Origin of the sequence: Streptomyces yunnanensis (assembly GCF_029011865.1) — a bacterium.
GTDB classification, from domain to species: domain Bacteria; phylum Actinomycetota; class Actinomycetes; order Streptomycetales; family Streptomycetaceae; genus Streptomyces; species Streptomyces yunnanensis.
Genome location: NZ_CP095749.1, coordinates 8,894,504 through 8,907,078, shown reverse-complemented (window position 1 = coordinate 8,907,078; position 12,575 = coordinate 8,894,504). Strand labels below are relative to the sequence as shown.

Below are 12,575 nucleotides of genomic sequence, written 5' to 3'. Positions count from 1 at the left end.
TCCGACCCGCGCCAGTCACCCGCGGTACCGTCCCGGCATGTCTCGTTCAAGTAGCGGCCGGACCGGAGGAGATCAACCGTCGTCTCCCGTCCGCCCGGATCCCCTCGCCCCGGCTCCCGACACCGTCGACGGCCCGGTGACCGCCGACGACCTCGCCGACGCCGTGCGGCTCGCGGTGGAACTCCTGCGCGGCGCGCCCACCACTGCCTGGGAGAACGGCGCCAAGGCCGGCTCGCTGGACTGGGATTGCTGGGAAACCGTCGAGCACCTCAGTGACGACCTGTTCTCCTACGCCGCCCAACTGGGGCCCGGAACACCGCCGTTGGACCGCGAGGTGCCGTTCTCCTGGCACCGCAAGCGCCCCGGCGGCCCGGCGAACGCGGTGCACGCCGATCGCGCCGCCGGGCCCGCCGGGCTCCTGCAGACGCTGGAGGCGTGCGGCGCGCTGCTGGTGGCGATGGTGCGCACCACTCCCCCGCAGGTGCGCGCCCACCATGTCTTCGGCGTCTCGGACCCGGAGGGCTTCGCGGCGATGGGAATCGTCGAGACGGTCGTCCACACCCACGATCTGGCCGCGGGGCTGGGGCTCGACTGGGATCCGCCGGCCGGGGTGTGCGCGCGGGTCCTGGCCCGGCTGTTCCCGGACGCCCCGGTCGGCGCCGATCCCTGGCCGACGCTGCTCTGGGCCACCGGGCGCACCGCGCTCCCCGGGCATCCGCGCCGCACGCAGTGGCGCTGGGACGGCCGCGTGCGGTCGTGACGACGGGGCCGGCGCCCGCTCGCCCCGACGGCCGGGAGCCCGGACCGGCGGTGGACCGGTCCGGGTTCCCGGCCGTCGGGCTGCGGACGGACCCGCGACGCGCTGGATCGGCTAGGCCTGCTTCGACGAGACGAGGTGGGCGAAGGCCACCACGTTGGCCACGTAGTCCTTCGCCTTCCGGTCGTACGAGCCGCCGCAGGTGATCAGGCGGAGCTGGGCGTCCGGGGTGTCCGCGTAGACCCTGTCGTTGGGGAAACTCGCCTTGCTGAAGGTCTCCACGGAGTCGATCTGGAACGTGGCGACGATGCCGTCCTCACGGGTGATCTCGACGGTGGCGCCGGGCTTGAGCGTCTCCAGCTGCAGGAACACCGCTGGTCCGGTCTTGGTGTCCACGTGCCCGGCGACGATCGCCGCGCCGCGCTCCCCCGGCGTGGCGCCGTCCTGGTACCAGCCGACCAGGTTCTTCTCGCCGGCCGGGGGCGGGTTGAGCTGCCCGGATTCGGCCAGGGTCAGCGGCGTGAACGGCGCGTCCACGGCGATCTCCGGAATCGTCAGCCGCTTCGGTAGGGAGCGGGGCAGCGTCAGGTCGGTGGCCGGCCTGGTGTGGTGCCCGGTGGCGGCGGGCGCGTGGTGGGACTGCGGTTTGGCGTCCGCCGAGGTGTCCACGGAGTTGTAGATGAGGAAGGCACCCAGCAGAAAGGCTCCCGCGGCCCAGATCGCACCGCGTCCCACAGGGAGGGCTGTGGCGGTCTTCTTGGGTGGAGCGGGATCGGGGTTCGGATTCGGCTGGGGCGACTGCTGGGCGGTCATGAGGGGCCTTTCGTGAGCGGGCGGGGCACGGTGCGGCGGGGGCGCGGCGTCGTCGGACGACACGCAGGTCATCGCGGGACGCGCGGCACCGCGGCGGCGGACCCGGAATCGCCGCGGCCACCGTCCGGCGAGGACGGTGGCCGCGACTGCACATCGACCTCCGGAGGGGCAGCCTTATCAGGCCGCGGTGCCCGACGTGTTGCGGCGACGCAGCATGTAGGCACCAGCACCCAGACCACCGAGCATCAGGACGGAGCCGGCGGCCAGACCGCTGCCGGACATTGCCATGCCGCCGCCACCGGTGTGGACACCGCCGTGCGGGCGACGTCCCCAGTGGTCGCCGCCACGGCCATAGCCGCCGTCACCACGGCCGTAGCCACCGTCACCGCGACCGTAGCCACCGTCGCCACGGCCGTAGCCACCGTCACCGCGACCGTAGCCACCGTCACCGCGGCCATAGCCACCGTCACCACGGCCGTGGCCGTGGCCGTAGCCGCCGCGGCCGTGGTCGCGGTCGCCGCCCCGGCCGTGGTCGCGGCCCCGGCCGTGGTCGTCGCCGGAGTCGTTGTCCCAGTCACCGATCACGGACGTGGCCAGCGCGCCACCACCGGTGTGCACGCCACCGTGCGGACGGCGGCCCCAGTGGTTGCCACCGCGGCCGTAGCCGCCATCGCCACGGCCGTAGCCGCCGTCACCGCGACCGTAGCCGCCGTCACCGCGGCCATAGCCGCCGTCACCGCGACCGTAGCCGCCATCGCCACGGCCATAGCCGCCGCGGCCGTGGTCGCGGCCCCCACCTCGGCCGTGGTCGTTGTCGCCCCGGCCGTGGTCGTCGCCGCTGACAGAGGTACCGCTGCCCGGCGCGAAGTCCTGGACCAGGCCCATGGCGCTCGCGGTGGGTGCGGTGATAGTGAGCACCGCCGTGATGGCGGCGGATGCGAACAGAGTGCGGGCAGTGCGCATGGAGTCATGTTCCTTTCGGCGCGACTGCGAAGGCTGACACTTCGTCGGCACATCGGATCGCAGTAGCGACGTGATCACCGTCAGTCGGAATCGGGCTCGGCACCACCGGAGAACGCCGCATTCGGGGGACAACGTCGGCTCTTCGGGTGGCGGAAGACGAGGTATTCACCCGTTGGACGGCGCGTGGCTCCGGCGTGTCGTCATCAAGGTGGGCTAGAGGGGGTCTAAAGGGGCCCGGAGCGGGCGGCCGGCCGGCGCGACGGGTCCCGCGACAGGGGCGGTGCGGGTACCCGCCGCCCGTCGGTCGCGCCACGCCCCGTCGTCGCGGGCGGGCGGGACCGGGTCGGGCGTCGGCACGGCGTGCCAGTCACCGGCCGGGCGGGATCACCGACGTCCACACCGTGCGACGCCTGACCGGGCGTCTCCTGATGTGACGTCAACTGGGCAGGCCGGTCGGACAGTCCGGGAGAGACTGGGACCGGACGCACCAGGTGCCGACGCGACATCAACGCCGGAGGACGGAGCATGGCCATCGGCGTCCGGAGATCCGGACCCACCCGCGATCCTGATCGACATCGGCGGCGTGCTGTCGCCGGGTCACCTGCCGGCGGCCGCCGCCGAGTGGGGCGACCGACTCGGAATTCCCCAACACGCCTTCCTCGCGGCGCTGTTCGCGGGGAACGACGACCAGGTGCTGATCGGCAGGATGGGGGCAGGAATCCTGGTGGCGCGTCGCCCGGCGGCGGCCGGGGGCCGATCTATGCCAGTGCGCTGCGGCGGGCCGGCGTGGCGGATCCGGCGCGTGCCTTGTTCGTCGACGATACCGCGGGCCGTGTGCGCACCGCGCGGGCGCTGGGCATGGTCGGTCATCTGCACATCGACACCGGGGCACGCTCGCCCGGATCGAGGAATTCGTGCGGGCGGTGGGCGGTGGGCGCGGGGTGAGGCGGGGGCGCGCGGTTCAGCCGGTGGCGGCCCGCAGCGCCTCCTCGACGATCGCCTCCAGGCGGGCGTGGTGGGCCCCGCGCCAGTAGACCCGGCCGCACGCGGTGCACTGCGCGAAGACGTCGTAGGTGCGCTGGGTGCCGTGCTGGAGCTGTTCCTGGACGGCGTCCTTGTCGGCGGCTGCCAGGCGGCCGTTGCACGCGGTGCAGCGGGTCCAGGGGTCGAGCGTGGGGGCGAACCGGCCCAGCACGTCCCGGAGTTGGTCGTCGGGGCGGTCGCTGTAGATGTAGGCACCGGCCCAGATCTCCCGGCGCTGGAGCAGCCCTCGGTCGCGGGAGAGCAGCACCCGCCGTTCCTCGGCGGAGCGCGCGGCGAGCGCGGCGTCGCCGGGGTCCTCGTTGGTGTACGCCGCGTCGACGCCGAGCAGCCGCAGTCGGCGGGCCAGCGTGCCGAGGTGCACGTCGAGCAGGAACCGCAGCGGTGCGCCGGGGACGCGCTGCGGTCGCTCGACGGCGTGGACCTCGATGTGTTCGCCCTGGCTCGGGATGTGTGCGACGGAGGTCTGCGCACCGTCCACGACCACGCGCCCGACCTCGGTCAGCGGGATGCCCAGCGACTCGATGACGTGGCCGAGCGTGGCGGCGCCGTCGGTCACCAGGGGAGCGCGGCGGGCGGTGCGTTCCGCTCCGACGAAGAGGTGCAGCTCAGGGGCGATGCTCAGGGCGATTTCGGGTCCGTTCACGTCGCACAGCATGGCACCGGGCGGGTCGCGGCAGCCAGTGGATTCCCCGGGGCGGGGGCACGGACGGCGACGGGAGGCGGCGCCCTCCGGTGTCGTATCCGGCCGCGGCGCCACATACGGACCGTAGCGGTCCGGCCGGCGGATTGTGCACGGTGGAGCAGGCCCCATCTGACGGCCGCCCCTAGCCTCACCTGCACATCGGCAACATCAGCGACACCAACGAGGGGCGGCACCGGTGAACTGGCTCATCCACGACTACCGCGAGAAGGACCTCGCCGAAGTGGTCCACCTGATCGACTCCACGGCCGAGCTCGGCCAGGAGTCGGTCTTCTCGCTCGCCGAGTGCATCAGCGCCCTGACCTCGCGGCAGCCCGCCGTGGTGGCCGTCCATCAGGGCGCTCCCATAGGGGCGGCGCTCGCCTGCGTCGCCGGTGAGCGGGGCTGGGTGATGCGGATCGCGATCTCCTCGGCCTGGCGTGGTCGGGGGCTGGCCAGCGCGCTGCTGGTGGAGCTGGAGCGGCGCCTGGTCGCCGCCCGGGTGAGCCGTATCGCGTATGTGCTCCCCGAGGAGGATCTGCTCGGGGAGGGCCTGCTCAACGCGGGCTACACCCGGCAGCCCGCGGTCGCCTACTTCGAGAAGGTCGAGCCGCACCACGGGCCCGCGGCGAGCCTCCTGGACGATCTGGGCGGGCGGTTCCTGCCGTCCGACCTGTGGGCCAAGGTCGCCGGTATGGAGGCGGAGAAGGACCTGATCGAGCGGCGGGTGGTGCTGCCGCTGGCGGAGCCGGAGCGGGCCGCCCGGCACGGGGTCCGGCCACCGCGGGCGATCGCCCTGTTCGGCCCGCCGGGGACCGGGAAGACCACCTTCGCCCGCGGGATCGCCGCCCGGCTGGGCTGGCCGTTCGTCGAGCTGCTGCCGTCCCGGTTGGCGGACGAGGGCAACCTGGCGGCGGCGCTGCGCAGCGCGTTCGCCAGGATCGCCGAGCTGGAGCGGGTGCTGGTGTTCATCGACGAGGTCGAGGAGATCGCACCGGTCCGCAACGAGCCCGCGCAGCCGGGCGGTCTGCACGGGGTGACCAACGAGCTGCTCAAACTGATCCCCGGATTCCGGGAGCAGGACGAGCGCCTGCTGGTCTGCGCCACCAACTCCATCCGCTCGCTCGACCCGGCGTTCCTGCGCCCGGGACGCTTCGACTACCTGATTCCGATCGGCACGCCCGATCCGGCCGCGCGGGCGGCGATCTGGTCCCGGTACACCGAGGGGCGCCCCGACGTGGACATCCCGGCGTTGGTCGCGGCCAGCGAGCTGTTCACCCCGGCGGACATCGAGCACACCGCGCGGGTGGCCGCCCAGGCGTCGTTCGAACGGGATCTGGAGGCGCTCGGCGGCGGGACGGGGCCCCAGGGCCGGCCTGGCGCGAGCACCGAGGACTACCTCGCCGCGATCGCGCAGTGCCGGCCGACCGTCACCCCGGCGATGATCGACGAATTCGGCGCCGACATCACCGCCCATGCGCGCTGCTGAGACCTCCCCGCCGGGGCGGGCCCGCGCAGCCACGGATCGGCACGGCCCCACCAACAGATGATCCTCCTCCCCCACCCCGATGACGCCACCACACTGCGCAGGGTGGAGGTCACCCGTTGCGCCTCCTCCGCTGGGACGACGATGCCACCGGCCGGGCCTGCGTACGGTGAGCACAGCAGCCGGGCCGCAAGGTGCGGATCTGCACCGAGAGTTGTGGCACGTCGAAACATGTTGCGAGTCGAGAGAGGCGGGACGGCACATGCCGGAGCATCCGCAGACCGAGCTGGCCCCACAGGGCGGGCAGACCCCTCAGATCTCCGAGGCCCCACAGGGCTCAGGAGACGCATGGGGCTCCAAGACATCCGCACCGCGGCGCTCCCCGTTCACCGATCCGTCGCCCGACTCCGGGACGTCCGCGGTGATCGACCTGCCCGCCTACGGCCAGGGCTTCGTCGACGACCCGTATCCGTACTACGCCAAGCTGCGGGAGCAGGGCCCCGTCCACCGGATACGCACCCCGTACGACCAGGACTCATGGCTGGTCGTCGGCCATGAGGCGGTCCGCGCCGCGCTCGCCGACCCGCGCCTGGGCAAGGACTGGAGCAACGCCAACCTGGAACGCGTGGTCGGCGAGGCGCCGTTGTTCACCAACATGCTGGACGTGGACCCGCCGCACCACACCCGGCTGCGGAAACTGGTGGCTAAGGAGTTCACCAGCCGCCGCGTGGAGGCCCTACGCCCTCGCGTGCAGCACCTCACCGACGAACTCCTCGACGCGATGCTGGCCGCGCCGGACGGCCGGGCCGACCTCATCGAGGCGCTGGCCTTCCCCCTGCCGATGACCGTCATCTGCGAACTGCTCGGCGTCCCGTCGATCGACCGCGAGTCCTTCCGCGCCTGGTCCCACGAACTCGTCTCACCGACCGGTCCGGACGAGGTCGTACGGGCCACCCAGGAGATGTCCGACTACCTCTCCGCCCTCATCGAGACCCAGCGCCGCGAACCGGTCGACGGACTGCTGAGCGCCCTGATCCGGACCAGCGACGAGGACGGCGACCGGCTCTCCCGCGACGAACTGATCGGCACGGCCTTCCTGTTGCTGGTCGCCGGCCACGAGACCACGGTCAACCTGATCGCCAACGGCGTCCGGGCCCTGCTGGAGCACCCCGCCCAACTGGCCGCCCTGCGCGCCGACGACGGCCTGCTGGACAACGCCGTCGAGGAGATGCTCCGCTACGACGGCCCGGTGGAGACCGCGACCTGGCGCTGCGCGTCCGAGCCGGTGGAGCTCGGCGGCACCGTGATCCCCGCCGGCTCCCCCGTGCTGATCTCCCTCGCCTCGGCCTCCCGCGACCCCCAACGGTTCGCCGCCGCAGACGACTTCGACATCACCCGCGATCCGCGCGGCCACGTCGCCTTCGGCCATGGCATCCACTTCTGCCTCGGTGCGCCGCTGGCCCGTCTGGAGGGGCGGATCGCCCTCCGCTCCCTTCTGGACCGCTGCCCGAGCCTCGCCCTGGACACCGCCGCCGACGCCCCGAACTGGCGCACCGGTCTCCTCATGCGCGGCATGGACCGGCTCCCGATCCGCTGGGACGGATAGCCGCCGACCGGCCGGTACCGGTCCGCTGGCCGGTGCCGGGCCACCGGCCGCCCTGTGCGACAGTGTCCCAATGAAGACCATCGGTTTGATCGGCGGCATGAGCTGGGAGTCCACGGCGGAGTACTACCGCCTGTTGAACGAGCTGACGCGGCAGCGACTGGGCGGGCTGCACTCCGCCAAGTGTGTGCTCTACTCGGTGGACTTCGCGGAGATCGAACGCCTCCAGGCCGAGGCGCGCTGGGACGAGGCCGGCGACATCCTGGCCGAGGCCGCCAAGGCGCTGGAGGCGGCGGGCGCGGAGCTTCTGCTGCTCTGCACCAACACCATGCACAAGGTCGCCGACCGGGTGGGATCCGCGATCGGCGTCCCGCTGCTGCACCTCGCCGACACCACGGCGGAGGCCGTGCGGGACCGGGGAGTCCGCCGCGTCGGACTGCTCGGCACCGCATTCACCATGGAGCAGGACTTCTACCGCGGTCGCCTCGCGAGCCACGGCCTGGACGTACTGGTCCCGAAGGCCGCCGGCCGAGAGACCGTGCACCGCGTGATCTACGAGGAGCTGTGCCTGGGCGTGGTCAAGGAGGAGTCCCGCGACGCCTACCGCGCCGTCATCGACGAGCTGGTCGCCGCCGGAGCCGAGGGCATCGTGCTCGGCTGCACCGAGATCGAGCTGCTCATCCGCCCGCAGGACAGCCCGGTCCCCGTCTTCCCGACGACCCGCCTGCACGCCGAGGCCGCGGTCTCCCGCGCACTGACCGCACCGTGACGTCACCAGGACCGCGCCCCGAGCAGGCCCCGAGCACGCCGGGACCGCGCCGTGGCGTTGGACCCGGCACCAAGGCCCCCATGGCACAGCGCAGCCCTCATTTGTCACATCGGCGGGTACGCTGACGTGGTGTCGCACAGCGAGTTGGAACGCCTGGCCCGGATCCGGATACAAGTCACCGGAGAGACCCTGGAACGCGCCCTGGCTGTTCTTCGCGGAGATGCCACCGAGAGCGACACCACCGGTCCCGATCCTGCCCCCGACCTCACCTCCGTCTCCGACTCCGAGTCCGATCCTGAAGCCGCCGCCGCTGCGGACGCGCAACAGGCGGACGCCTCGCCCCGGTTCCCGCGCCCACGACGCTCGCACCTGCGTGGGCTCTGACAACTCCCGGCGACGATGCCTGGCGGCCGTCCGGTCCGCCCCGTTCACCGAGCGTTACGGGCTCAGGACTCTCGCCAGGAGAGGGGTACGGGGCGCCTGGTGCCCACCGCTCGCCACCATGCGGACCTCACCCCGGTCACTGATCTCCGCGCGGACGATCCCCGACTCGTCTTCGTAGATCGGATACCCGCCCGCTCCCGCCTGGTCGGTACGCCGGACGACGACCACGTCGTCCTCCACCGCGAGGGCCTGAAATACCAGCTCATAGCGTTCCGGGTAATCCATCAGGGCCTCCCGATACTGCTCTGCGGGTTCTGCCGCCCAGGACGCCGCCCCCTACCACTGCGCACGTCGCAGCGCCCCGGCCCTTCCATCCTGACCCACGCCCGGGCACCACGCCTCACCACAATTCATTGAAGGATTAATGAATTGGTCGCAGGGGCTGCATGGACTGCCCGCACCGACGGCCGCCATCACTCCACGTCACACCACGCTCCTACTCCCACCGCCGGAATCCGGGATCAAGGTCGACCCGTGGGTTGATGTCCCGCAGCCGAGCCAAAGCGAGAATCAAGGCAATGAAACGCCGATGAACGGAATACCCCGATATCCACGTTCCCTCCAGACGCTGAACTCCCGGAGCCACCATGCGCGTTCGCCCCCGCCCACCGCACCTCCGTCCCCGACTGACCCTCACCGCCGCCACCGCCGCGTTATCCCTCCTCGCCCTCCCCACCGCGGCCTCCGCGGCCTCCGCGCCGGCTGCCGCCTCGCCCCTCCAATCACAGGTCGCATACGCCGGCACACCGGCCACCGCCACCACCGCCTTGACCTCGACCTCGACCTCGGCCTCGACACACCTCACCCGCCCCGCCCGCCCCTCCCCCCTGGACCACCAGGCCCTGGAGAGATCCCTCCAGGCATTCCACGACGCGGGGATGTACGGCGCCTACTCGGCCGTGCGGGACGGTTCCGACAGCTGGCAAGGCGCGGCCGGAGTCGCCGACATCGACACCGGACGCCCCGTCACCCCGCAGATGCAGCACCGCATCGGCAGCATCACCAAGACCTTCACCGCGGTCGCCGTACTCCGGGAAGTCAGCAAGGGGCGCATCGACCTCGACGCACCGATCGACCGCTATTTACCCGGCCTCATAACGGGCGAGCGCGGGCGGGCCGTCACCGTCCGGATGCTGCTCAACCACACCAGTGGCATCGCCGACTACAGCGCATCGATCTTCGCGACCATGGACAGCCTGGAGGGCAATCGCTTCCACCAATTCGCCCCGGAGGAACTGGCCCGTCTGGGAATCGAGGCTCCCCCGTTCGGCAAGCCGGGCCAGGCGCACCACTACTCCAACACCAACTACATCATCGCCGGCCTCCTGCTGCAGAAGGTCACCGGCCAGGTCCCCGAGACCTACATCACCGCACACGTGATCCGAAAGGCCGGTCTGCGGCACACCTACTTCCCCCAGTCGCCCTCCCTCTCCGGACCGCACGCGAAGATGTACGAGGCCGCCAACGGACACTTCGATCCGCCGCGTGACTTCAGCGTCTACAACATGTCCTGGGCCGGCACGGCCGGCGCCCTCGTATCGACGATGCCCGACCTCAATCGCTTCTACCGGTCCCTGCTGGGCGGCGAGTTGCTCCCTTGGGCGCAGCTGCGCCAGATGAAGACGACCGTGCCCATCCCGGGTTCCACCACGCGCTACGGCCTCGGCCTATTCCAAACGACCTCGCCCTGCGGAGAGTTCTGGGGCCACAGCGGTCTGGTAGTCGGCGCCATGACCTGGTCCTGGTCCAGCCCTGACGGCCGCCGCCAAATCTCCCTCGGCTTCAACCTCACTCGCTACCAGAAGCTCGACTCCAACGACCGGCCCCTACCGAACCCGATCGACGCGGCCATGGACGCCCACGTGGCACAGGCCATATGCAGCACCACAGCCAGCCACACCACCGAGCGGCCCCTGGCACCCACCCGGACCGCTCCCCTGACCTCCGCCCCAGGGCAACACTCCCGATAGGTCTGCAACGCACCTCTCGCACATGACACGCTGCAGGCGATTCACCACCTCCCAACCGAAGGTATCCAGGACTACACATGAACAACGATGAAGCACTCGCCCCCATCGACCGGCTGCTCGCCGAGCGCGCCTGCGAACGCCTGATCCTCGATTTCATCCACCGCCTCGACCTCGGCGACCCGAGTTCCGTGGCCGAACTCTTCACGGACGACGGCGTCTGGCAGTGGCCGCACGGTCACCGTCGCATCGAGGGCCGCGAGGCGCTGCGCGAGTATTTCGGCTCCCGCCCGGCCGACCGCCTCTCCCGCCGCCTGATGACGAACATCCTGGTCTCCGTCACCTCCGCCACGACGGCTACCGCCACCTCCTACCTCACCACCTACCGCGTCGACGGCTTCGTCGAAGGCATCGTTCCGTCACAACTCCCCACCAACGTGGGCCATTACGAGGACACCTTCCGCAAGGTCGGCAGCACCTGGCTACTGGCCACCCGCACCACTCATCTGGCCTTCGGCGCCGACACGGCACGCCTCGCACCTCCGAGCAACACCTGAGCCGGAGCAAGACGGGGCCGGAGACTCAGCCCGCCACCGCATGAAGGAGAAAGCCAGAAGAGAGAGAAGGGGGCAAGGAGAGAGCCACGAGGGAAGGAAGGGCCCCGCTCCCGTGCGATATCACGGAAGCGGGGCGGGTCCGAGAAGCGCCAGCAGCTCGGATAGATACGGGAACCACCGTACGGGCGACCACTGACAACGCCGCCCCCGTGCCGGTGCACACAGGTCACGCACGAAGGCGGCTTACCTGCCCACGTCCGCACGCCCCGGCCAGGCGGGCGGCGACCACCGGCACACCCGCGCCCCCGATCCACGCCCCGTCCCACATCGGGCCCCAACACAATGCACCACCCGATCCGGGGAACGCCCAACAGCAGCGCACCCGCCGTGGGTGCGACCTGAGATCGGCGCCGCCGTGCAGCGGACCAACACGAGCAGTGCAGGCGCGCACGAGCAGAGGACGCGCGCACGGGTGGGGGGAGGCGCGCACGAGTGGACGAGGCACGCACGAGTGGAGGAAGAGGAAGAGAAAGAGGAAACGCGAGGAGGAGGGGGTGGGGGGTGGGGGAAGGGGGCGGGAGGGGTAGAAGGAAGGAACAGGGGCAGGGCACAGCGGACTCGCCACCGCCGCGCCCCCCATCCCGGCCTCGTAGGCCGGATCGCACGACGCCCTGTTGACGGTTCGAGCGTGGACGGACAGGGTGGGGCGAACGCGGAGCGTGTGGGAATGGACACATGCAGGCAGCGAGGGGAGGGCGAGGTGCTGACAGTCTTTGCTGGTCAGCGAGTTGAGGTGGAGTCAGGGCGATCAGTGGTGCCCGCTCGGGGGCGCTATGGCTGAAGAACGCGGGGAAGCGTTGTCAGTGGCTGCCCCTAGCATGTCTCACATGTCCGCAACTCCTTCTGCCCATACGGGTACGCCCGTTGCCGCTTCCGAGGCCAACGATTCGATCCGGCGTTTCGTGCGCGCCCGGCACGGTCTGGCCTGGACTGCGCAGGACATGGCGGACTATGCGGCACTCCTGGAGATCTGGACGCTGGCGGTGCGCGCCGAAGTCACGGAGGTCGTCGAGGCCGCCTAGGGTCTGTCGTCAAACTCCCGTCGTCCGCCCGGAGGGCGGGCCGGGCGGTGTCCGGTGCGTGCTCTCGGCGTGCCGGGCGATGGCCCCTGTACGGGCGTACTGGGGTCGTCGCCCGGTGCGGCGAAGGGGGTCCCCCCGCCCGAGCCGTGCGAAGCCGGTTCGAGGGTGGGGGCGCGTGACGGGCGACGACCGGCAGACGGGAGTTTGACGACAGGCCCTAGTACAGAGCACCCACGCACGGACGAGGACACATGCACGACGGCCCTGGCGCCCTACCCGCCCCACCCCGGCCCGGCGGGCCGCCAGGGCCTCACCACAGGGGCCGAAGCATCTGCAATCCCGGCACGTGTAGGCGCCTGAGGCCAGGGCGTTCCTGAACCCACCCGCCCCGTACCACCACGTCCGATTTCC

At 71.4% G+C, this 12,575-nt stretch carries 12 protein-coding genes; 8 read left to right on the top strand and 4 right to left on the bottom strand.

Annotation, left to right across the window (positions count from 1 at the left end; genetic code table 11):
* The first annotated feature begins 37 nt into the window (after positions 1–37).
* Positions 38–760 (top strand): hypothetical protein, encoded by a 723-nt coding sequence (locus MOV08_RS38920; RefSeq protein WP_275310855.1) that lies wholly within the window; start codon positions 38–40, stop codon positions 758–760.
* Positions 761–871: 111 nt separating this feature from the next.
* Here the strand turns inward: MOV08_RS38920 and MOV08_RS38915 are convergent, their stop codons facing one another.
* The 3 genes from MOV08_RS38915 to MOV08_RS38905 form a co-directional block, all read right to left on the bottom strand.
* Positions 872–1,570 (bottom strand): class F sortase, encoded by a 699-nt coding sequence (locus tag MOV08_RS38915; RefSeq protein WP_275310854.1) that lies wholly within the window; start codon positions 1,568–1,570, stop codon positions 872–874.
* A 177-nt stretch (positions 1,571–1,747) separates the two neighbouring features.
* Complete coding sequence (locus tag MOV08_RS38910; RefSeq protein ID WP_039638905.1) at positions 1,748–2,533, bottom strand: hypothetical protein; 786 nt, start codon at positions 2,531–2,533, stop codon at positions 1,748–1,750.
* Positions 2,534–3,494: 961 nt separating this feature from the next.
* Positions 3,495–4,220 (bottom strand): Mut7-C RNAse domain-containing protein, encoded by a 726-nt coding sequence (locus tag MOV08_RS38905; protein ID WP_039642802.1) that lies wholly within the window; start codon positions 4,218–4,220, stop codon positions 3,495–3,497.
* A gap of 235 nt (positions 4,221–4,455) precedes the next feature.
* Here MOV08_RS38905 and MOV08_RS38900 point away from each other — a divergent pair, with 235 nt between their 5' ends.
* From MOV08_RS38900 to MOV08_RS38885, 4 genes are all read left to right on the top strand, one after another.
* The gene (locus tag MOV08_RS38900) at positions 4,456–5,745 is read left to right on the top strand and encodes an ATP-binding protein (RefSeq protein ID WP_275310853.1); all 1,290 of its coding nucleotides are present in this window, start codon (positions 4,456–4,458) and stop codon (positions 5,743–5,745) included.
* Between the two features lie 259 nt (positions 5,746–6,004).
* A complete protein-coding gene (locus MOV08_RS38895) occupies positions 6,005–7,348 on the top strand; it encodes a cytochrome P450 family protein (protein ID WP_078876075.1) in 1,344 nt (447 codons plus the stop codon).
* Between the two features lie 70 nt (positions 7,349–7,418).
* Positions 7,419–8,114, top strand: coding sequence for an aspartate/glutamate racemase family protein (locus tag MOV08_RS38890; protein ID WP_275310852.1), 696 nt, complete (start codon positions 7,419–7,421; stop codon positions 8,112–8,114).
* Positions 8,115–8,243: 129 nt separating this feature from the next.
* Positions 8,244–8,498 (top strand): hypothetical protein, encoded by a 255-nt coding sequence (locus MOV08_RS38885; protein ID WP_159030965.1) that lies wholly within the window; start codon positions 8,244–8,246, stop codon positions 8,496–8,498.
* A 54-nt stretch (positions 8,499–8,552) separates the two neighbouring features.
* Here the strand turns inward: MOV08_RS38885 and MOV08_RS38880 are convergent, their stop codons facing one another.
* The gene (locus MOV08_RS38880) at positions 8,553–8,783 is read right to left on the bottom strand and encodes a DUF6296 family protein (protein ID WP_039638899.1); all 231 of its coding nucleotides are present in this window, start codon (positions 8,781–8,783) and stop codon (positions 8,553–8,555) included.
* A 362-nt stretch (positions 8,784–9,145) separates the two neighbouring features.
* Between MOV08_RS38880 and MOV08_RS38875 the strand changes: the two genes are divergently transcribed.
* From MOV08_RS38875 to MOV08_RS38865, 3 genes are all read left to right on the top strand, one after another.
* On the top strand, positions 9,146–10,528 hold the full coding sequence (locus MOV08_RS38875; RefSeq protein WP_275310851.1) for a serine hydrolase domain-containing protein: 1,383 nt from the start codon (positions 9,146–9,148) through the stop codon (positions 10,526–10,528).
* Between the two features lie 77 nt (positions 10,529–10,605).
* Positions 10,606–11,082, top strand: coding sequence for a nuclear transport factor 2 family protein (locus MOV08_RS38870; RefSeq protein WP_275310849.1), 477 nt, complete (start codon positions 10,606–10,608; stop codon positions 11,080–11,082).
* Positions 11,083–11,969: 887 nt separating this feature from the next.
* A complete protein-coding gene (locus tag MOV08_RS38865) occupies positions 11,970–12,164 on the top strand; it encodes a hypothetical protein (protein WP_143179712.1) in 195 nt (64 codons plus the stop codon).
* Positions 12,165–12,575: the final 411 nt, after the last annotated feature.